General features: G+C 61.7%; 20 protein-coding genes. 12 read left to right on the top strand and 8 right to left on the bottom strand.

Annotated features, from left to right (window positions below; all coding sequences use genetic code 11):
- The first annotated feature begins 5 nt into the window (after nt 1-5).
- From CWS35_RS28705 to CWS35_RS28665, 9 genes are all read left to right on the top strand, one after another.
- Nucleotides 6-374, top strand: a complete 369-nt coding sequence (locus tag CWS35_RS28705; RefSeq protein WP_245438722.1) for a TrbC/VirB2 family protein — start codon at nt 6-8, stop codon at nt 372-374.
- Nucleotides 374-631 (top strand): VirB3 family type IV secretion system protein, encoded by a 258-nt coding sequence (locus CWS35_RS28700; RefSeq protein ID WP_100954988.1) that lies wholly within the window; start codon nt 374-376, stop codon nt 629-631. Before CWS35_RS28705 ends, CWS35_RS28700 begins: the two co-directional genes overlap by 1 nt.
- Nucleotides 625-3,210: a conjugal transfer protein TrbE gene (gene trbE / locus CWS35_RS28695; protein ID WP_100954987.1), complete on the top strand. Its 2,586-nt coding sequence runs from the start codon at nt 625-627 to the stop codon at nt 3,208-3,210. Before CWS35_RS28700 ends, trbE begins: the two co-directional genes overlap by 7 nt.
- Nucleotides 3,211-3,237: 27 nt before the next feature.
- Nucleotides 3,238-3,990, top strand: coding sequence for a P-type conjugative transfer protein TrbJ (trbJ, locus tag CWS35_RS28690; protein ID WP_100954986.1), 753 nt, complete (start codon nt 3,238-3,240; stop codon nt 3,988-3,990).
- Between the two features lie 11 nt (nt 3,991-4,001).
- Nucleotides 4,002-5,162, top strand: coding sequence for a P-type conjugative transfer protein TrbL (gene trbL / locus CWS35_RS28685; protein WP_100954985.1), 1,161 nt, complete (start codon nt 4,002-4,004; stop codon nt 5,160-5,162).
- Between the two features lie 3 nt (nt 5,163-5,165).
- Entirely contained in the window at nt 5,166-5,870 is a 705-nt protein-coding gene (gene trbF, locus CWS35_RS28680) for a conjugal transfer protein TrbF (RefSeq protein WP_100954984.1), read from the top strand.
- Nucleotides 5,867-6,892 carry a P-type conjugative transfer protein TrbG gene (gene trbG, locus CWS35_RS28675; protein WP_100954983.1) on the top strand — a complete coding sequence of 342 codons (1,026 nt, stop codon included), beginning with the start codon at nt 5,867-5,869 and terminating at the stop codon, nt 6,890-6,892. The genes trbF and trbG overlap by 4 nt, the downstream gene beginning before the upstream one ends.
- An 80-nt stretch (nt 6,893-6,972) precedes the next feature.
- Nucleotides 6,973-8,163, top strand: a complete 1,191-nt coding sequence (locus tag CWS35_RS40180) for a TrbI/VirB10 family protein (RefSeq protein WP_245438721.1) — start codon at nt 6,973-6,975, stop codon at nt 8,161-8,163.
- A 3-nt stretch (nt 8,164-8,166) separates the two neighbouring features.
- Entirely contained in the window at nt 8,167-8,406 is a 240-nt protein-coding gene (locus CWS35_RS28665; RefSeq protein ID WP_100954981.1) for a DUF2274 domain-containing protein, read from the top strand.
- Nucleotides 8,407-9,311: 905 nt separating this feature from the next.
- On the opposite strand, the gene CWS35_RS28660 is transcribed toward CWS35_RS28665, so the two are convergent.
- Nucleotides 9,312-9,995, bottom strand: coding sequence for a GDSL-type esterase/lipase family protein (locus CWS35_RS28660; RefSeq protein WP_100954980.1), 684 nt, complete (start codon nt 9,993-9,995; stop codon nt 9,312-9,314).
- Between the two features lie 227 nt (nt 9,996-10,222).
- Nucleotides 10,223-11,323 carry a site-specific integrase gene (locus CWS35_RS28655; protein ID WP_100954979.1) on the bottom strand — a complete coding sequence of 367 codons (1,101 nt, stop codon included), beginning with the start codon at nt 11,321-11,323 and terminating at the stop codon, nt 10,223-10,225.
- 135 nt (nt 11,324-11,458) lie between these two features.
- Between CWS35_RS28655 and dusA the strand changes: the two genes are divergently transcribed.
- Nucleotides 11,459-12,454 (top strand): tRNA dihydrouridine(20/20a) synthase DusA, encoded by a 996-nt coding sequence (gene dusA, locus CWS35_RS28650; RefSeq protein ID WP_100954978.1) that lies wholly within the window; start codon nt 11,459-11,461, stop codon nt 12,452-12,454.
- 9 nt (nt 12,455-12,463) lie between these two features.
- On the opposite strand, the gene CWS35_RS28645 is transcribed toward dusA, so the two are convergent.
- The 5 genes from CWS35_RS28645 to CWS35_RS28625 all read right to left on the bottom strand — a co-directional run bounded on the left by CWS35_RS28645 (nt 12,464) and on the right by CWS35_RS28625 (nt 16,876).
- Nucleotides 12,464-13,381 (bottom strand): LysR substrate-binding domain-containing protein, encoded by a 918-nt coding sequence (locus CWS35_RS28645; RefSeq protein WP_311538672.1) that lies wholly within the window; start codon nt 13,379-13,381, stop codon nt 12,464-12,466.
- A 166-nt stretch (nt 13,382-13,547) separates the two neighbouring features.
- Nucleotides 13,548-14,714, bottom strand: coding sequence for a muconate/chloromuconate family cycloisomerase (locus CWS35_RS28640; protein ID WP_245438716.1), 1,167 nt, complete (start codon nt 14,712-14,714; stop codon nt 13,548-13,550).
- 82 nt (nt 14,715-14,796) lie between these two features.
- Nucleotides 14,797-15,666 carry an intradiol ring-cleavage dioxygenase gene (locus CWS35_RS28635; RefSeq protein WP_100956741.1) on the bottom strand — a complete coding sequence of 290 codons (870 nt, stop codon included), beginning with the start codon at nt 15,664-15,666 and terminating at the stop codon, nt 14,797-14,799.
- Between the two features lie 71 nt (nt 15,667-15,737).
- Nucleotides 15,738-16,262 (bottom strand): flavin reductase family protein, encoded by a 525-nt coding sequence (locus tag CWS35_RS28630; RefSeq protein WP_100954976.1) that lies wholly within the window; start codon nt 16,260-16,262, stop codon nt 15,738-15,740.
- Nucleotides 16,259-16,876: an FAD synthetase gene (locus CWS35_RS28625; RefSeq protein WP_245438714.1), complete on the bottom strand. Its 618-nt coding sequence runs from the start codon at nt 16,874-16,876 to the stop codon at nt 16,259-16,261. Before CWS35_RS28625 ends, CWS35_RS28630 begins: the two co-directional genes overlap by 4 nt.
- A gap of 261 nt (nt 16,877-17,137) precedes the next feature.
- On the opposite strand from CWS35_RS28625, the gene CWS35_RS28620 reads away from it, so the two are divergent.
- On the top strand, nt 17,138-18,715 hold the full coding sequence (locus tag CWS35_RS28620; RefSeq protein WP_100954974.1) for a 4-hydroxyphenylacetate 3-hydroxylase N-terminal domain-containing protein: 1,578 nt from the start codon (nt 17,138-17,140) through the stop codon (nt 18,713-18,715).
- Between the two features lie 113 nt (nt 18,716-18,828).
- The gene (catC, locus tag CWS35_RS28615) at nt 18,829-19,119 is read left to right on the top strand and encodes a muconolactone Delta-isomerase (RefSeq protein ID WP_024582315.1); all 291 of its coding nucleotides are present in this window, start codon (nt 18,829-18,831) and stop codon (nt 19,117-19,119) included.
- 176 nt (nt 19,120-19,295) lie between these two features.
- Here catC and CWS35_RS28610 read toward each other — a convergent pair whose 3' ends face one another.
- Entirely contained in the window at nt 19,296-20,642 is a 1,347-nt protein-coding gene (locus CWS35_RS28610) for a toll/interleukin-1 receptor domain-containing protein (protein WP_080891146.1), read from the bottom strand.
- Between the last annotated feature and the right edge of the window lie 251 nt (nt 20,643-20,893).

Here is a 20,893-nt window from a genome sequence, read left to right as displayed (position 1 = left end):
GCAACATGTTCATTGGACTGCGTCTAAACGTGCGTTCGCGCCATCGCGGCTTCTGTTTGGTCAGCGGGTTGTCTCTGGTCAAGCTCGGCGCGGCGTCGACCTGCATCCTCCTTAGCGCCACGGCGGTGCACGCCGCCGGTTCGGGCATGCCATGGGAAGCGCCGCTCGAGCGTATCCTGGAATCAGTGCAGGGGCCCGTCGCCAAGATCGTCGCCGTCATCATCATCACGGTGACTGGCATTTCACTGGCCTTTGGCGACACTTCTGGAGGATTCCGCAAGATGGTTCAGGTCGTGTTCGGCCTTTCGATCGCCTTTGCTGCGAGCTCCTTCTTTCTCTCGTTCTTCTCGTTCGGTGGCGGAGCCCTGATCTGATGCGCGCCCAAGGCTTCGAACTGGTACTGCACCGCTCATTGACCGAACCGATCCTGATTGGAGGGGCCCCGCGTGCCGCAGCGATCCTGATCGGCACCCTGTCGGCCGTGCTGGCGCTCGGCCTGCGGCTTTGGCTCGCAGGCATCGTGCTCTGGCTTATCGGACACGGCATGGCCGTCTGGCTCGCCAGGCGCGATCCGGCCTTCGTTGAAGTCGCCATCCGTCACACCAAGCACAAGGGTCGGCTCGCATGCTGAACTTGAGGGAGTTTCGCGGTAACGCATATCGGCTGGCGGATTGGCTGCCATGGGTGTGCCTGGTCTCGCCGGGCGTCATCCTGAACAAGGACGGCAGCTTCCAGAGGACGGTCCGTTACCGCGGACCCGACCTCGACAGCGCGACCGAGGCCGAACTGATGAGCGTCGCCTCACGCGTCAACAATGTCCTGAAGCGCTTTGGCTCAGGCTGGGCGCTCTTCTTTGATGCGACGCGCATCCCGGCTGACGAATATCCGCGCTCCGAGTTTCCGGATGCAGTATCCTGGCTGGTCGATGAGGAGCGCCGCGCTGCCTTTGCAGGCGCCGCAGGCGCGACATGGGACGACCCGGCACGCCCCGACGGGCAGCATTTCGAAAGCGTGCTACATCTGACCTTGATGTACCTGCCGCCGGCCGAGCGGGTCTCGCGGCTGGAACGTGTATTCGTGGAGCGCCCCAGCGAGCGGAGCGGCGCGGCGGGAATCAACCCGCGCGTTCGTCGTGGTCGATCGCGCGCAAATGCTGGCAAGGTCGGGACCGCAGCGACCGGCGAGATCCCCGACGCCGATAGCGCGGGCAATCAGCTTGGGCGAAGCGGGCAGGGCGACCCCGATCATCTCCAGAGGTTCATTCAGGAAACCGACCGGGCGATCGATCTGCTCGCATCGGTCCTGCCTGAGATATGGTCCCTCAACGATGCGGAGACGCTGACCTATCTTCATGGTTGCGTCTCGACCAAGCGTCATCCGGTCGGCGTTCCCGAAATTCCGGTCTATCTCGATTGCTTTCTGAGCGATGAACCGCTGACCGGCGGCTTGTCACCGGCGATCGGGCGCAGCCATCTTCGCGCGCTGACCGTGCTCGGGTTTCCGCCCGTCACCTTTCCAGGCCTCCTCGATGAACTGAACCGCCTTGGAGTTGCCTACCGTTGGGCGACCCGGTTCATTCCGCTGGACCGCACCCAGGCCAATGCGACGCTGGCGCGCTACCGCCGCCAATGGTTTGCCAAGAGGAAGTCGCTTGCGGCGATCCTGAAGGAAGTCATGTTCAACGAGCAAGCGGTGCTGCTCGACACCGACGCCAGCAACAAGGCGCTCGATGCGGATGCAGCGCTGTCCGAACTCGGCGACGATCTGGTTGCCTTTGGCTACATCACGACGACCGTCACCGTCAGTGACGACGATGCCCATCAAGCGGACGAAAAGATCCGCGCCGTCGAGCGCGTAATCAATAGCCGCGGGTTCACAGTGATCCGCGAGAGCGTCAATGCGGTCGAGGCCTGGCTCGGCGGTCTGCCAGGGCAGGCCTATGCCAACATCCGCCAGCCCATCATCCACACGCTGAACCTCGCCCATATGTGCCCCTTGTCAGCGGTATGGGCCGGACCCGCGTGGTGCGAGCACCTCGGTGGACCGCCGCTTCTCGTCGCGAAGACCAAGGGTGCAACGCCGTTCCGCTTATCGCTCCACGCCGGGGACGTCGGGCATACCGTCATTGTTGGTCCGACCGGCGCGGGCAAGTCGGTCCTGCTTTCGATGTTGGCCCTTCAGTTCCGGCGCTATCCGAACGCTCAACTGATCACGTTTGACAAGGGTCGGTCGGCGCGCGCCACAACGCTCGCGCTATCGGGCGCGTGGTACGAACTCGGGGCCAAGGGTGGCATCGCGTTCCAGCCGCTCAACGACGTCGCGGAGGAGGGGGCGAGACTCTGGGCGCTCGACTGGCTATGCGGGGTTCTCTCCCATGAGAGCGTGACGGTGACGCCGGACGTCAAGGAAACGCTCTGGTCGACGCTGAAAAGTCTCGGCTCTGCACCCGTCTCGCAGCGGACGATGACCGGGCTCGTGGCGCTGCTTGCCCGCGACACATTGCGGCAGGCGCTTGAGCCTTACACGCTCGAAGGGCCTTATGGCCGATTTCTCGATGCAGACGCCGACCGCCTATCCGGCGCGGACGTGCTGACGTTTGAGATGGAGGAGCTGATGGCGTTGCCGGGCCTGGTGGCGCCGGTTCTGACGTATCTGTTCCACACCCTCGAAGCCCGCTTCGACGGCCGGCCCACCTTGCTTGTGCTCGACGAAGCTTGGGTGTTTCTCGACGACCCGCTGTTCGCGAATCGCATTCGTGAATGGCTGAAGACGCTGCGCAAGAAGAACGTGGCGGTGATCTTCGCCACTCAGTCACTTGCCGATATCGCCGACAGCGAGATCGCGCCCGCGATCATCGAGTCTTGTCCAAGCAGGATTTTCCTGCCCAATCCGCGTGCCCTCGAGCCGACCCAGACCGAGACCTATCGACGCTTCGGTCTGAACGACGCCCAGGTGCGACTGATTGCCGAAGCCTTTCCGAAACGCGACTACTATTTGCAGTCGCGCGCCGGTAACCGCCTGTTCGAGCTTGGCCTCGGACCGGTCGCGCTGGCACTCGTCGGGGCGTCTTCGCCGGAAGATCAGCGCGCCATAGACATCGTCCTGGGCCGCACCGGACCGCACCATTTCGCCGAGCGCTATCTCGCCGAGCGCGGGTTGCACTGGGCTGCCAATTTGATCAGCACCTTCGAACAGGCCCGCAAGGCCTGACCTCAACCTCAGTCTCTGGAGATTACCATGCTCGAGATGATCGGCCGCATGTTCACTGGTACAACCTCAAGAATTGTCGTAACGACAATACTATCTTTCGTTATCGCCTTGAACGGATCGCGACGGCTCGGGGCATTCGACATCGTCTTTGATCCGTCGAACTACAGCCAGAATCTCCTGACCGCCGCGCGCGCGCTCGAGCAGATCAACAATCAGATCAGAAGCCTCGAGAACCAGGCGCAGTCGCTGCTCAATCAGGCAAGGCATCTCGCAAGTCTCCCCTCAAGCGTCGTCGGTCAGCTCACATCGACGATCAGTCAGATGAACGGCCTGATCAGCCAGGCCAAGAACATCTCGTTCGATGTTCAGACGACGCAGCGAGACTTCCAGCAGCTCTATCCGCGCCAGTACGCGGCGGCGGTTTCGTCCGACAAAATGGTGCAGGACGCAACGGCACGTTGGGACAACAGCTACGACGGATTAAAGCAGTCGCTCACCGTTCAATCGGCCATCGTCAGCGGTCTGGATCAGGATGGCCAGATGCTGCGGACACTGATGGCCAGATCATCCGCCGCGGTCGGCTTGTTGCAGGCCCAGCAGTCGGGCAACGAACTGCTCGCCCTGCAGATCAAGCAGTCGCTGCAGGCTCAGGCGTTGATGGCGACACAAGCGCGCGCCGACACCTTGCGGGCCGCCGAGCATCAGGCGTCCGAGGCTGCCGCAAAAGAGCGATTCATTCGCTTCATTGGCGGCGGCGGTGCTTACGCCGGCGGCAAGTAGGCGAGGGCGCCATGGCTGATCTTTCTGTCATTGACCGCTTCACCGAGACGTTCTCGCACTATATCGATTCCGGCTTTGGAATCCTGTCCGGCGAGGTCTCGTTTCTGAGCTCGACTCTGATTGGCATCGATCTGACGCTGGCGGGGCTCGCATGGGCCATGCGCGGCGATGACCACATCCTGGTCACGCTTGCCAAGAAGGTGCTTTATGTTGGTGCCTTCGCATTCATCATCGGCAATTTCAAGAGCCTCGCGGACATCGTCTTTGCGTCGTTCTCGGGCATTGGTTTGAAGGCCTCGGGCGGAAATTTGAGCGCTGCCGACCTGGCGCGGCCGGGCTTTGTGGCCGCTGCCGGATTCTTGGCGGCGCATCCGTTGCTGGAGGAGACCAGCCAGTTCTCCGGCTTCGACGTCCTGACCAACTTGCCGACGATCCTGATCCTGCTGTTCTGCTGGATCCTGATCGTGCTCGCGTTCTTCGTGCTCTCGGTGCAGCTCTTTGTCACGCTGATCGAGTTCAAGCTGACGGCGCTCGCAAGCTTCATACTGGTGCCATTCGCGCTGTGGGGGAAGACCGCGTTCTTGGCCGAGAAGACCCTCGGCAACGTCGTCGCTTCGGGCGTGAAGGTGATGGTGCTCGCGATCATCATCGGTATAGGCTCGACCATCTTTGGTCAGCTCGCGGGAACGTTGACGCGGCCGATTGACGTTGCGTCCGCCATGAGCCTGCTGCTTGCGGCGCTCTCACTGTTTGGCCTCGGCATCTTCGGACCCGGGATCGCCGCGGGACTGGTTTCGGGCGCACCCCAGCTCGGCGCGGGCGCGGCCGCTGGAACGGTGGCGGGAGCTGCGGCCGTGGCGATTGGAGGCGGAGCGGCAGCGCTCGGTGGCCTGCGCGTTGCGGCGGGCGGCTCGATGGCTGCCGTCCGCTCTGCGGCATCACTGACGGGGGTGTCGTCGGCCGGCACCTCTGCTCGCGCCTTGTCGGCGGAGCAGCTTTCGCGTGCAAGCACGGGCGGCGCGACGAGCAGCACATCCACCACAGGCTCGGGGCGAGCGGCCCCTTCGCCGGGACGGGCACATGCGCGGGAGGCCGCACGGATCGCCGTTCATACCCTGAAGGAGGGCGACAAGGGCGGCCATTCTTCAGGTCCGAAGCTTGGTGAGGAGTAGCAAATGGCATCTCACCCCTTTCAGCGTGCGTCAGTGCGTTACGGCGAGACGCCGGAGCCGGTCACACCCTATCAGAAAGCAGCTCAGGTCTGGGACGAGCGGTTGGGCTCCGCTCGCGTCCAGGCTAGCAACTGGCGATTGGCTGCGCTGGCAGCCATCGGACTGTCCGGCGTGCTCGGATTGACGGTCCTTACCCAGATCGCGCGATCAGGTGTCGTTCCATACGTGGTCGAGGTCGACCGGCTCGGTGAAGTCCGGGCCGTCGGACCGGCGTTCGAGGCGTACCAGCCGTCGGATGCGCAGATTGCGCACTTCCTCGCACGGTTCATCGAGAACGTGCGCTCGCTGTCGATCGATCCGGTCATTGTCCGGGCCAATTGGTTGCATGCATACGACTTCGTCACCGACCGCGGCGCGCAAGCGTTAAACGATTACGCGCGCGAGTCCGATCCATTCACGAAAATCGGTTCCAGGACGGTGACCGCCGAGGTGACCTCGGTGGTGCGTGCCTCGAGCGACAGCTTCGAGATCCGCTGGAAGGAGAGCACTTTCGAGAACGGCGCGATTGCGAGGACCGAGCGCTTCACCGGACTTGTCACCACGGTTCTCAAGCCACCCACGGATGCCGAAACGCTGCGGAAGAATCCGCTCGGCCTCTACGTCCATTCCCTCAACTGGTCGCGCGACCTCATTGGAGACGCCAAATGAACTCTGCTGTCCTCACGAAGCTCATGTCGCTCAGTGTCCTTGCGTTGTCGCTTGGGCTTGCAGGATGCGCCACCAAGCTCAACCTTGAAGCGCCCTATGACGAGATGACGTTCGAAAGGGCCATTCCAGAGACCGATCCGCCGGCGCCGGTACAGGTGGTCGAGACGCCGAAGATCCTCCCTTTGCCGGGTCAGTTGAAGCCGCTTCCGGCAAAAGGCGCCAAGGAGGAAAGACTGCCGCCCGAGCAAGCGATCGCCAAGGCCAACAAGGCGGCGAGGATGGAGCCGACGCGCGCCGGATACATCAACGCTATCCAGGTCTACCCCTGGACGGAGGGTGCACTCTACAGGCTTTATGCAAGCCCGGAGAAGGTCTCGACTATCGCGTTGCAACCAGGCGAGGAGCTGATCGACGTGTCCACCGGCGATACGGTTCGCTGGGTGGTTGGGGATACTTCCAGCGGGCAGGGAGCTGCGCGGCGCGTGCATATCCTCGTCAAGCCGACGCTCCCTGACATCCAGACCAACCTCGTGATCTTGACCGACCGGCGGGCCTATCATCTCGAGCTCGTCTCGACCAAGCAGACCTACATGGCGTCGATCTCCTGGACGTATCCGACGGATACGCTCGTTGCCCTCCGCAAGCAGAACGTCGCAGCCCAGGAAAGCGAGGAACGGATCGCGGATCGTGGCGTGCGGCTCGACAGTCTGAATTTTCGCTATCGTATTGAAGGCGACGATCCACCCTGGCGTCCGGTGCGCGCGTTCGATGATGGCCGCAAAGTCTACATCCAGATGCCATCTGGCATCTCGCAGGGCGAGGCACCGCCTTTGTTCGTCGGCGGGGCTGATGGCCGCCCGAACCTCGTCAACTACCGGGTTCGCGGTTCTTACTACATTGTCGATCGAATGTTCGGCGCCGCCGAGCTTCGTCTCGGCGAAGATCCGCAGCGCATTGTGCGGATCATCCGCGTCGATGCCCGACCGGTGTCGCAGAGCAGCAGCACCGGGGGCGCCTCGTGACAAGTCTTGGCCAGGATCCGGAGCCGTTAGAGCTACGTGCTCGGCCGCGTCCGGTACGGCGTCTCAACCGGCGCGCGCTCATGCTTGGCTGCGCCGTCACCGCACTGTTCATTGCCGGCGCTGCGCTCATTGCGCTCTGGCCGTATTCCTTCAAGCCGTCCGAGCGAACGGAGCTCTACAACACCGACCGCAAGCAGACGGCAGAAGGGCTCAGCAAATTGCCAAAATCCTATGAAGATCTGCCGCCATCGACGCCACGGCTTGGACCGCCGTCGCCTGGAGACATCGGCCGCGCTTTTGCCGAGAACGAGAGGAAGGCCGGGGTGGCGTCGGACACTGGCTTTCGCAGCAATCCGGAGGAAGACGCCGAAAGGGCCGAACGAATCCGCCAGACGCGGATCGCTCAGCAGGCCAAGGAGTCTGGACTGTTCTTTCGCCTGTCGGAGAAGCAGGACAAGCGCAAGCAGGCGAGCACGACCGAAGTGCCTGCTGCCGTCGCATCCGCATTCCGGCCCTCAACTGCCGATACAGGGCCGTCCGCCGCGGAACTCGCGAAGACGGCACAGGCGATGGTCGACCGATCCGGCGAGATCGTCCCGTCGTCGCAAGCGCGCAAACTTGCCTTTGTTGGGGCAAAAGCCGACACCGAGACCACCAATCCCCATACGCTCAAACCCGCGCCGTCTACCTACGCGGTTATGGCCGGTTCGATGATCCCGGCTAGCCTGGTCACAGGGCTGAATTCCGATCTGCCTGGGGCGACGATCGGACAGGTCACCGAGAACGTCTACGACACGGTAACGGGTGAGCATCTTCTCATCCCGCAGGGGACGAGGATCGTGGGCAAGTACGATAGTGTGGTGGCCTTTGGCCAGAAGCGAGCCCTCGTCGTTTGGACGCGGCTGATCCTGCCCAACGGAAACTCGATCGTGATCGAGAATCTTCCGGCGACGGACGTTGCCGGCTACTCCGGTCTCGAGGACGAGGTGGATTTCCATACTTGGCAGTTGCTCAAGGGCGTCGCACTGGCAACGTTGATTGGCGTGGGAACTCAGTTATCGATCGGCAATGACGAGAGCGATCTCGTCAAGGCGTTGCGTGAAAGCACGCAACAAACGACCAATCGTGCGGGGCAGCGGCTGATAGAGCGTGAACTCGACGTACAGCCGACGATCACGGTGCGGCCGGGTTGGCCGCTACGGGTGATTGTTTCGAAGGACCTGATGCTGAAGCCATACCAGGACGTTCAGACCGTGGTGAAGGGCAGGTGAGGAATGAGGCTTGCGAAGCTGCCTGATCGGACACCTGTGAGGATGAACATCGTGCTTGCACCAGGCCTCGCACAGCGGTTGCGCGAGTATGCTATTTTCTATGCGGAGACCTACGGCAACAAGGAAGAGGTATCTGAGTTGATACCGTTCATGCTCGACGCATTTCTCGATAGCGATGCGGATTACAAAGCGAAGCTGAAGAATTTCAAACGAAAAAACACCCGCTCGGGTAGCGAGCCGTAGCTCGACATTGGGAAAGACTGGCTCTACCTGTAGCAACCGGCCGTTTTCCTCCATCTTCTCGCGCGGATAACAGGCGTTACCTGTTCGAGGCTGGCGAAATGATCGCCCCGAGCGTTCGGGCCTTACAGATCCCTGAACACGGTGCTGGCGAATGAATGTGCGGGTGCCAATGGTGCCATTCCGAATCCCCGACCGATCACCAAAGTCCCCCGACCTTCTTCCGTACCGTTGGAGGGGCGTTCTAGTGCCTCCAGCTGACGATCATATCCAGAGCAGACAACTGCACCTTACGAATACGGCTCACCAGAAGGGAAGACTAGGTCTTTCGTTTCGATAACACGCAAATATTGAACGTGGAATCCTCGTGGATTGGCGAGCGAAAGGGTAGCAACGGTTGCCAAAGCGCGTGGCGTGGTTCGAGGTGCCAGCGAATAAGACCGGGACAGATACCACGCGCTGAATCCGTTAGACTATCGAGGCTCGCGAAGATTCAAAAGAAAACGTCGCTTATAGTATACGCACCGACGTTTGTTCCGCCGTAATCAGCCTTAGCCTCCAAGTGCCCAAATCGCAGCGTCAGCCAACAGCAAAATCCACCCCACGGTAGCGACGACGATGGCCGTCAGATAGGTCGTTCGACGAAGATGAGGTGGCATAATGGAGCAGATACATCAGCCCTAAATCACTGGAATAGTGACTTTAGTCTACTGAGGCCGTGCTCAGCCGGCGACCTGCATCGGAGGCGCATAGTTGGGCGGAGGGCGTATCCGATGGTAATGCCGCCCGCAAATAGCGCTCTGGTGACGAGACCAACAAGATAACCAGAACTGGCAATGATATCGAAGCAACTAGTAACTTTTTACCTTTGACCGACATCGAGGCAAGGATAATCAACAGCACACGGATTATTTGATCGAACAGGCCGCGGCTTCGATGGCAGCAAAAAGCGAACTGGTCCATTGCCAGTAAGCGCTTGGAGCTAAGTGAATACCGTCAACGGTGTGTGCCCTGCCAAGCGATGGAGCCGGTGAAAATGTGCCTCCCATGATCTTCGCGTAGACCGCATTCTGTTTCGCGATGATACCGTTGAGTGCAGCACTGTCATTGACGAGCGGGCCGGTCTCCACGTCGGAAACACCGAACGCCATGACGTTGCGAGAAAACTGCCTTAGCTGTCTGAGCAGCTGGATTAAGTCTGTCTCGAACGTTTGACTTTGGCTCAGCGCATCATTGACGCCAAGTGCAAGGACGATCAGAGCCGGGTGGTTGCCATCGAGAAGACGAAATCCCGTTCCTCCGAAGTCTTGTAACCTGGCACCTCCGATGCCAGCGTTGACCACGGCGTGACCGCATATCTCGGACGGAAACATCGTCGCCTCAATGAGGCTGTCGCCGAGCACTACAATCGGCGCCTCAACTCTCGCCAATTGTTGGGCAATGACCGTCTGGCGGACCTCACTATGCCGGTGATAGCGAACCGGCCTCGTCACTTCGCCGAAGCGTTTCCGCACGCGCTGGAGTTCGGAGAACGATGCGCCAAAGGCAACAAGTAGGACGGCAGATATCAACCAGGGCAGGGCACGCTTCATTACCGCGCCTGACTACTAGAAGTAGTGCCGGGCCATTCAGTAACTCGTTACCCTGCGACAAAATGACCGCAGCTGCGGCCCGGCGGGCATGATTGCAGGAAAGCCGCTTCAGAACGTCGTTCCGCCGGCCGGCATCGCTCAGTGAGCGTAAGAGCAGAGGGCGCCAACGATTGGGTAGCAAGCGAAACGCGTCCAAAGGTCCGCTGCCGGCAAGAAGGCGAAGGTCTCTACTCCTGCGCGATAGCTAGCATCCGGAGATATTCTTCCAGGGTTGGCTGTGGCTCAGTTTGCAACTGGTGAAGCTCTTCCGGCTTCAATTTCGTGTAGCGCCGCAACGTGCGCCAATCTTTGTGGCCGGTGACCAGCGCGACCTTTTCGATAGGAAGCCCGGCCTCGAAAAGACGGCTGGTGCCTTCGTGGCGCAAATCGTGAAAATGCAGATCCTCGATCTTCAGTTCATCGCAGGCGCGCGTGAATGCCGCGCTGACTGAGCGGTGATTGTAAGGAAATACTCGACCGAGCCCCCGGGTGATGATGCGTTGCTGTAGCAATATCTCCCAACCATCGTAACCCGTCAGATTTAGAAGAGGCACTTTCTGGTCATTGCCGTCTTTTTCCCTTGGGTCCTTGCGGTCACGGATCACGAGGATCCTGGTCTTCATATCGACGTCTCGCCAGTCCGGCCGGCAAATCTCTTCCTGCCGCATGGTGGTCGCTACGGCGTACCGAACGATCCGGCCCATAGGAATGACCTGACGGTAGTTGGATTCGAAGTATTCGATAAGCTCGTCGAGCTCATCCTGAGTTGGTCGTCGATCTCGCTCATCGGACTTTCCGACGAGCCCCAGATATTTCAGCGCAACGCGCGCTAGGCGAACCTCTTCGGCAGAAATCTCAATTCCATGGACTGCTGCGGCGTGTGTTGCGAGGGTTCGGATGAACGCCATGTCGATCGCGAGGGTCGCGGGCCCGGCGCCTTCCTTCGCCCGCTTTCTGCCGTACTCAATCAAGCGCTCTCGGTCTAGCCGAGGTATCCTGGTGGATCCCAACTCGTCCTTCAGCGCATTCAGCACTGCTGCTTTGGATCGGCGGGGAGGGCGGCCGACCTCGCGCATGTCCTGGATGTGTAGGTCGATAACGTCACCAAAGGTCTTGGCTTTGACGGCGGCGCGCGGTCTGGGTGATCCGCTGCGATCGATATTGCGCTCCATCTCGAGCGCCCATTCTTCACCGTCCTTGCGGCGGAGAAAGGTCTCTGCCACATAGCGCTTCTTGCGGCGGACTTGGACGCGCCAGTTCCCTGACGGCAACTGAGTAAAGCTGGCCATGGTCGTGTGCAGTCCCCAAATGGTGTGCGGTACGTGTGCGCTGAGAGGTCAAAACGGGTACAAACGTGTGCAATTTCGGCCGGTTTGAAGGGGCGGCGTTCTTGTTACATCCTATTGAGAGTTTAGGGTAAACGATTGAAATCGCAAGACTATCGCTTTTCCGTGGCACCCATGATGGACTGGACCGACCGGCATTGCCGCGTGTTCCATCGCCTGATGTCGCGCAGGGCGCGGCTCTACACCGAGATGCTGACCACCGGTGCCGTGATCCATGGCGACCGGGCGCGGCTGCTCGGCTTCGATGCCAGCGAGCATCCGGTGGCGCTGCAACTCGGCGGTTCCGATCCGCGCGATCTGGCCACCGCCGCGCAGATCGGCGAGCAGTTCGGTTACGACGAGATCAACCTCAATGTTGGCTGTCCCTCAGATCGGGTGAAGGATGGCCGCTTCGGCGCCTGCCTGATGGCCGAGCCGGCGCTGGTCGCCGAAGGTGTTGCGGCGATGAAGCGCGCGGTGAGGGTGCCTGTCACGGTGAAGTGTCGGATCGGGATCGACGACCAGGATCTGGAAGTCGCGCTCGACGCGCTGGCCCGTAGCGTGATTGCAGCCGGCGCCGATGCGCTGGTCGTGCACGCGCGCAAGGCCTGGCTCAACGGCCTGTCGCCGAAGGAGAACCGCGATATCCCGCCGCTCGACTATGATCGGGTCTATCGCCTCAAGGCGGCGCTGCCGGATGTGCCCGTCATCATCAATGGCGGCATCACGAGCATTGCCGAGGCCAAGCAGCATCTCGTCCATGTCGAAGGCGTGATGCTGGGGCGGGCGGCGTATCAGGAGCCGTGGCGGCTGCTGTCAGTCGATTCCGAGCTGTTCGGTGAAACGCCGCCGCTTGCGACGATGAAGGACGTGTTCGCGGCGATGCTGCCCTATATCGAGCGGCAGCTTGCCGAAGGCACGCGGCTGCATTCGATCACGCGCCATTTCGTCGGCGCCTTCCACGGCGTCCCCGGCGCGCGTGCGTTCCGCAGGCACCTCGCCGAGAACGGCGTGCGGACTGGTGCCGGGATCGACGTGCTGCGCGATGCGATCGCGCTGGTCGACGATCGGGCACACGCGGCGGTGGCGGCCTGACGGCGCGGGCTATTGCTTGCGTTGACGCCGCATGACGTCCTGCGCGACCTTCAGGAAATTGAAGAGGTGCGGCATCCGGTTGTCGCGCCGGTAGTTCAGCGACAGCGCGGTACCCGGATTGTGCCCCTCATAGGCGCGGTAGGCGACGCCGGGGCGTTCCGACTGCGAGACCGATTTCGGCACCAGCGCGATCCCGACGCCGACCGACACCAGGCTGATCGCGGTCTGATAGTCCTGCGCCAGCACCTGGGATTTCGGAATGAAGCCCTCTTCGAGGCAGATGTTGAGAATGTGGTCCGCGAAGCTCGGGCGCGGCTTGCGCGGGTAGAGCACGAAAGTCTCGGCCTTCAGCGCCGCAAGCCGCGGCACCTGCTGCTCGAGCAGGGGCGAGGTATCGGACAGCGCGAGGATCAATGGTTCTTGCAGCAGCGGCTCCGACTTCAGTTCCTCGTCGTCGAGCGAGGGACGCGCAACGGCGATATCGATCTCGCGCTGGATCACCGCGCGTTTCTGCTCGGCATTGTTCATCGCCGAGAGCGCGAGCTCGACATCCGGATAGGCCGAGCGGAACGCCTTGATCACGTTGGGCAGCACGCCATAGGTCGCCGATCCGACAAAGGCGACGCGCAGATGGCCCGAAAAGCCTTCTCCGATCCGCTTGATCTCGCGATGGGTCCGGTCGAGCCGCTCCAGCACGTCGCGCGCACGCTCCAGCAGCACGTTGCCGGCCTGGGTCAGCCGGATCTGGCTGCGGCTGCGGTCGATCAGCATGACGCCGAGATCGCTCTCCAGCTGCGCGATCTGCCGGCTGAGCGGCGGCTGGGCGATCGCGAGCCGCGATGCGGCGCGGCCGAAGTGCAATTCCTCGGCGACCGCGACGAAATAGACCAGTCGCCTGAGATCCATGACGTCGTCGCGATCGGTCACGGGCTAACCGGACGTTGGTTCGCGCGCTTCCGAAGAAGCCGCCGGGAAGGCTGGCCGGGATTGGTGCCGCGTGCTCATCAGCGCAGGATCGAGACGATGGTTTCGGCGCGAAGACTGGGCGTGGGGTTGTGGTTTGTCAATTGTCCGCCGGCATGATGCCATTTGCCTAGTCCTTCCGGGCGAAGGCGCGGATCTTGTCCTCGTCGACCTGGACGCCGAGACCGGGACCGTCAGGAACGCAGATCTCGAACTCGTCGAATTTGATCGGGTTGACGACGAGGTCCTCCACGAGGATGCGCGGCCCGAAATGCTCGGTGCCCCATTCGAGCTTGGGCAGGGTGGCGAATGCGGCGAGATGCGCGGCCGCGCCGATGCTGCTCTCCAGCAGGCAACCGCCATAGAGCTCGAGGCCGTGAGCGTTCGCGACCGCGGCGGCGCGCTTCATCTCGAACAGGCCACCGCTCTTCACGAGCTTCAGCGAATAGACGCTGCCGCAGCCCATCGCAGCGGCGCGAGCGATGTCCTCCTTGGTGAAGGCCGCTTCGTCGACCAGCAACGGGATCGAGCTGCGCGCCGCAACCCGCGCCATGGCTTCCAGTTGCAGTGCCGAGACCGGTTGCTCCACCAGCGCAACATCCAGCTCTTCGAGCGCCGGCATGAAGCGGATGCATTCGGCCTCGGTCCAGCCCTGGTTGACGTCAACGATCAGGCGCACCTCGTCGCCGAGACCAGTACGCAGCGCCTCGAGCCGCTTCAGATCGGCCTGTGGCCGGTTGAAGCCGAACTTGATCTTGAACTGGCGATGCTCGCGGCGCCGCAGCTTCTCTTTGGCTTCCTCCAGTTCCTGGCCGCTGTCGCCCGAAGCCAGCGCCCAGATCACCTCCATGCGCTCGCGCACCGCGCCGCCGAGCAGTGCGCTGGCCGAAAGGCCGAGCGTCTTGCCGGCGGCATCGAGCAGCGCGGATTCGATCGCGGCTTTGGCGGCGAAATTGCGGGTGGCGGCCTTGCTCATGCGCAAGCCGTTGGCTTCGAAGGCGAGGGCAGGCTGGCCCAGCAGCGCCGGTGCCAGATAGTTGGTGACCGCGGCCTGGATCGATTCCACACTCTCCTCGGCCCAGCGTGGTCCGCCGAGCGTCGAGGCCTCGCCGATGCCCGTCACGCCGTTGTCGAGCAGCACGCGCACCAGCACGTAGCCCTGATGCGTGACTTCCGTGTTCGACAGCTTGTGCCGCCGGCGGGTCGGCGCCTCCACGATGGTGGCGCGGATACTGCGGATCGCAGTGTCCCCAGCGGGCGCCCGCACGTGCTCCACGGGCTCGGCGATTTCAATCACGGCACGGCTCATAGGTCCTCGCAGGTCGGATCAAAATGAACCCTGCCAGGCGGTTCAAAGCCTGGCAGGGGCGTAAGGCGTATCACTCGGCCGCGACGAGCCGCTCGACGGCCGCCTTCTTGAGCTTGAAGTCGAAGTTGAGCACGAGATCGGTATCGGCGTCGGCCGGGGCCTTGTCGAATTTGCCGATCAGGCTCTGCTTCACGGCGAACACCGAGTCGTTGTCGAGATATTTGGTCTCGGAATCGTAGATCTGCGAGATCAGCGACTGATAGCCGTCCTTGGACAGCATGAAGTGGATGTGGCCCGGACGCCAGGGATGATGGCCCATGTACTTCAGAAGCTCGCCGCCGGCGCCATCATAAGGGATCGGGTAGGGTTCGGGGCGAAGCGCCACGAAGGCATATTCGCCGTTGGTATCGGTCGTGAAGCGTCCGCGCAGATTGTAGGCCGGCTGCTCCGGGTCTTGCAGGTCGTAGAGCCCATTCGGCGCGTCTTCCCAGACGTCGATGGTGACGCCATCGATCGGCCGTCCCGCGGTGTCGACGATGCGCCCCGAGACCCTGACGGTCTGCGCGTTGTCGAACGTCTTCTTGATGATCGAGGCACCTTTCGGCAGCACCGGCGGGTTCTCGCGGTAGAACGGCCCGAGCACGGTGGATTCGCTCTCGCCGTCGGTGATCCGGTGGTCGAGCATGTCGACCAGCACCTCGACGCCGAGAATGTCTGATATCAAGATGAACTCGTTGCGCTTCTCGTCCGAGATGTCGCCGGCGCGGCGCAGGAATTCGCAGGCTGCGAACCATTCGGGGAAGGTCAGGTCGACCTCCTTGCAGAAGGCGTGCATGTGCCGGATCAGGCTGGTCATGATCTGGCGATTGCGATCCGGGATGTCCGGCGAGAGTGCCGCGATCACGTGGTCGGTGATGGTGTCCTTGTTGACGTTCAGCATGGTCGTTTCCTCCTTTTCTTGCAGTTTGATCAAAATTGCATTCCCGTTTTCGGGAATTTCCGCTGGTCGTTTCACCAGACGAATTCGTACGCGGCATTCTCCAACATCGCGGGGGCGGGGTGCGGGTCGGCAAGGCTGCCGAAGCGGCCGCGGAAGAACAGCAGCGGCCGCGTGCTCGGTTGCAGCGACATCTCGCGGACATGGCCGAGGAAGATGGTGTGATCCCCGGCGATGATCTCGTCGGCGAGATCGGTCACGAAATACGCTGCCGCGTTGGCGATGACCGGCAGGTCGTTGTGCCGCTCGAACACGTCGCGAAGGTCGAGCTTCGGCTTGCCGGCGAAATGCCAGGCGAGATCCTCCATGCCCTCGGCAAGCACGCTGACCGCGAAGCGGCCGCTGCTCTGGATGTTGCGAAGCATCCTCGCGCTCTTGGCGATCGAGATCGCGACCAGCGGCGGTTCGAGCGAAACCGACATGAAGGCGTTCGCCGTCATGCCGTGATCGCGCCCCTCGCAATGCGTGGTGATGATGGTGACGCCGGTGCCGAACTGGCCGCAGGCATTGCGCAGCTCGCGCGGGTCGATGGCGGTCATTGGTTTGCGACCTCGAATTGGGTCAATCGGGATCGGTTGGCGGGTGGCGCGGTCACGATATCCTTCCAGTTTTCCAGCGCCGCGGCGGCGGCCGCAAGGCCGGATCGTCGCAGGCTCCGGATCCGGCTGCTCGAGACGATCTCGCCGTTGCCGCAGCGCACCGGCGGCAGGATGCTGGTGTTGAAATGTTGGCGCAGCAGCAGCGCGGTGCCACCCTTGCACGACCCGAAGCGGAAATCCTCGCCGACGATCACTTCGCACGGTTGCAGGAGCTGCAATTCGGCGAGGAAATCGGCCGCGCTGCGCCGGAGGTAGAGCTGGTTGAAATCGGCGACGACGATGTGATCGGGCCCGAATGTTGCGATGCGCTCGAGTTTCTCGCGAAGCGATGTCAGCGGCTCGGCCTGGCCGAAATACACCTTTGGCGGCGGATCGAAGGTATAGACCACGGCGGGAACGCCGCGGCGCTGCGCTGCCGCAATGGTCTGCGTGAGCAGTTCCTGATGGCCGCGGTGGACACCGTCAAACGCGCCGATGGTGACGACGCTGGCGTCGAGGGCCAATTCCCCATCGCGATGGAAAGAGACAGTGCTGCTGTCAAAACCCTTGCCCATGGTTCGCTCCCTTCCGTGCCGCGCTGTGTGCGTCGGCTGCGGCGTTGCGTCGGCCGGACGATCATCGCCGTCTGGTCCGCGTATCCAAGTCATAGCCCGGCCCGGTGCGGTTCGCGCGGTATGGTGTGATACCTTTCACCGGCTCCGGGTGAGCGCGTAGCGTTTCCTCCGATGTCACGCCGACCAAGAGCGTGACGAATTGGTCTCGGACCGGCTTGGCTGCATCCAGCCGTCCGACGACGCCAGCGAGGAGGAACGTCCATGACCACTGCAACTGCCCTGCGGGCCGACGCGCCTGCGTCGTCCACCAGCGTCTATACCGGCGCCGAATTCCTGGACAGCATCCAGGACGGCCGCGAAATCTACATCTACGGCGAGCGCGTCAAGAACGTCACCGAGCATCCCGCGTTCCGCAACTCGGCGCGGATGGTGGCGCGCTGGTACGATCGCTTCCACGAGAAGAAGGATCAGATCGGTGTTCTCACCGACACTGGCTCGGGACAGATCACCCATCCGTTCTTCCTCGGCTCGAAAACCGCCGACGACCTTGTGCGGGGCCGCGATGCGATCGCCGAATTGCAGAAGGTCGCGTATGGCTGGATGGGCCGTTCGCCGGACTACAAGGCCGCGTTCCTCGGCACCTTGGGCGCGAATTCGGGCTTCTATGGCGAATACGCCGGCAACGCAAGGAAGTGGTATGCCCGGACCCAGGAGCGGCTCGACTTCTGGAATCACGCCATCGTCAATCCGCCGATCGATCGTGATCGCGCCATCGAGGAGGTGCGCGACGTCTTCATGCATGTCGAGAAGGAGACCGACGCGGGCCTGATCGTCTCGGGCGCGAAGGTGGTTGCGACCGGCTCAGCGCTCACGCACTACAATTTCATCGCCCATTACGGCATCCCGATCAAGGACAAGTCGTTTGCGCTGATCTTCACGGCGCCGATGGATGCCAAGGGTGTCAAGCTGATTGCCCGCTCGTCCTACGAATTCACCGCGGCCGCGACCGGCTCGCCGTTCGACTATCCGCTGTCGAGCCGCTTCGACGAGAACGACTCCATCCTCGTGTTCGACAAGGTGCTGGTGCCGTGGGAGAACGTCTTCATCTATGGCGACGTCGACAAGATCAACCAGTTCTTCCCGGCATCGGGCTTCATTCCGCGCTTCACGCTGCATGGCGTGACGCGGCTTGCCGTCAAGCTCGACTTCATCGCCGGCCTGTTCTCGATGGCGGTGGAGGCGACTGGCTCGAAGGATTTCCGCGGCGTGCAGACGGCGGTCGGCGAGGTGATCGCCTGGCGCAATCTGTTCCACGGCATTGCCGATGCGATGGTGAAGTCGCCGATCGACTGGCAAGGCACCGAGGGCTACAATCTGCCCAACCTGAACTATGGGCTCGCTTATCGCGTGTTCGCGCCGATGGCCTATCCGCGGATCAAGGAATTGATCGAGCGCCACGTCGCGAGCGGCCTGATCTATCTGCCGTCGAGCTCGGCCGATCTGGAGAGCGAGGCGATCCGGCCCTATCTCGACCGCTTCGTTCGCGGCTCCAACGGCTATGCGGCGATCGACCGGATCAAGCTGCTCAAGCTGCTGTGGGACGCGGTCGGCTCGGAGTTCGGCGGCCGGCACGAGCTCTATGAGCGCAACTATGCCGGCAATTACGAGAACCTGCGCGTCGAGACGCTGATGGCCGCGACCGCGACCGGCGACCTCGGCGCCATGCAGGACTTCGTGCGCAATTGCATGAGCGACTATGACGTCTCCGGCTGGACGGCGAAGGACCTCGTCAATCCCGACGACATCAACCTCGTCAGCCGGGGTCTGGTGCAGGGCTGACGACAAGGCTGACGATCTGGTAGATACAATCACCGGGGCCGCCGCGATCGCACGGCGGCCCCTCAAGCCGTTCGCGCCGCCGCTTCATCCCCCGCAGAAAAGAGTTCATCGCCATGTTGTTTCACGTCGAAATGGATGTCCGGATCCCGCACGACATCCCGGCCGAGAAGGTCGATGCGCTGAAGCAGGCCGAACGGGTTCGCGCCATGGAGTTGCAGCGTGCGGGCACCTGGCGTCATCTTTGGCGGGTCGCCGGACGCTATGCCAATGTCAGCATCTTCGACGTGTCGGGCGCGCAGGAATTGCACGACATCCTGTCCAGCCTGCCGCTGTTTCCGTTCATGGAGATCCAGGTCACGCCGCTGTGCCGGCATCCGTCGTCGATCCACGACGACGACCGGTAACTGTTGGCCGGTGGCATAGCACCGCAGCATCCAATCAAAAAATATTATCGCCCTAACGCGGAAGCCGACCTAAAATGCGCGTCGGTTTCGGGGTCAAAAGCGGAAGTCTGATGACCCGGCGGAGTTGACCCATTGCGACCATCGCCGTGGGATCTCTCCGCTCATTGTTGGACGCGTCACTTGCCTGCAGGCACGACCAGTTCTTCAATGCGCGGCAGCACTAGTGCGAGATAGCCTTCATTATTTTTCTTCAACTCTATCAACAGCCGTTCAGTCTCCGCGTAGTCGCCGGTACCATCGTCGCGTATGGCTGCTCTTTCGAGCTCATTCCACGTCTGAACCCCACGTTGTCGTATTTCCAAGAACCGGTCTTGAACGGGAGCATCGAACAGTATCGGCGGATCGTCTTCCGGCCTAACGCCATGTGAGACGGCTTCCTGAACGATGGTATTGAGGGCCTCCACCAATCGTGACCCGATTCCGATTTTGCGACCTATCTCATCTTCGTCGCGCCTACTCTGCAGTTTCTGTTTTTGGATTTGTGATAATCGGCCGCTGAATGCGTCGACGATCTCCAGCCGCGTGCGAATAGCGAGACGCGCGCCGATGGATAAGCGCTGGAGCAATCCGGGCGAATCGGTGAGCGGAGTACCAAATGCTTGCGCAAAGACCACGCGCAATCTGCATACCGAGCCGGTCGCGCATCTGGTGAAACTCACGACCACAGGACGCAGGGTCTTTCCGTTCTCGTGACGGAAATATGCCTCCTCCTGGAAATTGGCTTTTCCGTCGACGGCGCTCTGCAGCGATTCAAAGAACTTCGTGATCCAGAACTCAATCTTATCCGGCTGCTCCGTCGTGTCGCAAGCGATGCGGCGTAGGAATGGTAGTAGCTCCAGATTCGGCGGATGGTTGAAGTTAAGGCCTTTTGCCGATATTTCGTCGATCTCAACCAAAGCGTTGGTGAAGTCGATCTTGCCCTTCCAATCGCTCGGCGCCTTTGGCTTGATCCAGATATATGGCTTAAGAAAACTCTCCTCAGTCGGCATGCCGCTTACGAGTTCTTCGATCGCCTTGACAGCCTCATCCAAGTCCTGCGAGCTCGGGTCGCGCGTTCGAATGCTGCGGAAGAAGTCGCCATCGAGCCACCGCCGAATATTGTCCTGTGTTGCGGCTATGCTCTGAAGGTGTGCAAGCGGACTGGGTGGCTTGACGTCTTTGGGATGCAGGCAGCCAACTGGACGAGGCTGACGTCCTTTGCGTGAGAACCGGCCCGCTTCATAGAAGCACCACGACCAATCTTGTTCAGGGCTTGTGTACAGCAGGACGAGGCGCTTCGCCTTGTCCAGTCTGTTATCGATTTCCTTCCTCCAGTCGCCACCCAAGTCAATATCCTCGGACCGGAAAACGGTAGCGCCCGGCGCACCCTTCTGCAATGCAGCGTCGAGCTGTTCCGCTTCGTTGGCAAACCGCTGCTTATGGCTCAAAAATACTTTGTAGTTGCGAGATGATCTTTTGCTCATGGTTTTGGGCCCAATCGCGCAAATTCCAAGACTATGCGGGCTAACCCATGAAGTTGCAACCTTTGATTGGGTTGCGTCCGATGGATCTCGCTGCTGCCGGATCAGTGGCCTCGTCCCAAGCTGTGCCTCTCGAAGTTCGCTTTCGAGCGCAGCCGTTCTCAGAATTTTGGCAGATATGGTCCAGATGTGCGCTTCGGGTTAAAAGCCGTAGATGACGGCGAAGCGTGCCGACTTCTACTCAGCCGTGAGCG

The sequence above is a fragment of the Bradyrhizobium sp. SK17 genome (genome assembly GCF_002831585.1).
In the GTDB taxonomy this organism is placed as follows: domain Bacteria; phylum Pseudomonadota; class Alphaproteobacteria; order Rhizobiales; family Xanthobacteraceae; genus Bradyrhizobium.
This window is presented reverse-complemented; position numbering and strand designations above follow the sequence as displayed.

Bases quoted from the DNA above. Each gene is read 5' to 3' on its own strand.
- CWS35_RS28700 (WP_100954988.1), top strand. From the start codon at position 374: ATGCGCGCCCAAGGCTTCGAACTGGTACTGCACCGCTCATTGACCGAA.
- catC (WP_024582315.1), top strand. From the start codon at position 18,829: ATGTTGTTTCACGTCGAAATGGATGTCCGGATCCCGCACGACATCCCG.
- CWS35_RS28625 (WP_245438714.1), bottom strand. From the start codon at position 16,876: ATGGGCAAGGGTTTTGACAGCAGCACTGTCTCTTTCCATCGCGATGGG.
- trbE (WP_100954987.1), top strand. From the start codon at position 625: ATGCTGAACTTGAGGGAGTTTCGCGGTAACGCATATCGGCTGGCGGAT.
- CWS35_RS28630 (WP_100954976.1), bottom strand. From the start codon at position 16,262: ATGACCGCCATCGACCCGCGCGAGCTGCGCAATGCCTGCGGCCAGTTC.
- trbG (WP_100954983.1), top strand. From the start codon at position 5,867: ATGAACTCTGCTGTCCTCACGAAGCTCATGTCGCTCAGTGTCCTTGCG.
- CWS35_RS28610 (WP_080891146.1), bottom strand. From the start codon at position 20,642: ATGAGCAAAAGATCATCTCGCAACTACAAAGTATTTTTGAGCCATAAG.
- CWS35_RS28665 (WP_100954981.1), top strand. From the start codon at position 8,167: ATGAGGCTTGCGAAGCTGCCTGATCGGACACCTGTGAGGATGAACATC.
- CWS35_RS28635 (WP_100956741.1), bottom strand. From the start codon at position 15,666: ATGCTGAACGTCAACAAGGACACCATCACCGACCACGTGATCGCGGCA.
- CWS35_RS28660 (WP_100954980.1), bottom strand. From the start codon at position 9,995: ATGAAGCGTGCCCTGCCCTGGTTGATATCTGCCGTCCTACTTGTTGCC.
- CWS35_RS28655 (WP_100954979.1), bottom strand. From the start codon at position 11,323: ATGGCCAGCTTTACTCAGTTGCCGTCAGGGAACTGGCGCGTCCAAGTC.
- CWS35_RS40180 (WP_245438721.1), top strand. From the start codon at position 6,973: ATGCTTGGCTGCGCCGTCACCGCACTGTTCATTGCCGGCGCTGCGCTC.
- trbJ (WP_100954986.1), top strand. From the start codon at position 3,238: ATGCTCGAGATGATCGGCCGCATGTTCACTGGTACAACCTCAAGAATT.
- CWS35_RS28620 (WP_100954974.1), top strand. From the start codon at position 17,138: ATGACCACTGCAACTGCCCTGCGGGCCGACGCGCCTGCGTCGTCCACC.
- trbF (WP_100954984.1), top strand. From the start codon at position 5,166: ATGGCATCTCACCCCTTTCAGCGTGCGTCAGTGCGTTACGGCGAGACG.
- trbL (WP_100954985.1), top strand. From the start codon at position 4,002: ATGGCTGATCTTTCTGTCATTGACCGCTTCACCGAGACGTTCTCGCAC.
- CWS35_RS28705 (WP_245438722.1), top strand. From the start codon at position 6: ATGTTCATTGGACTGCGTCTAAACGTGCGTTCGCGCCATCGCGGCTTC.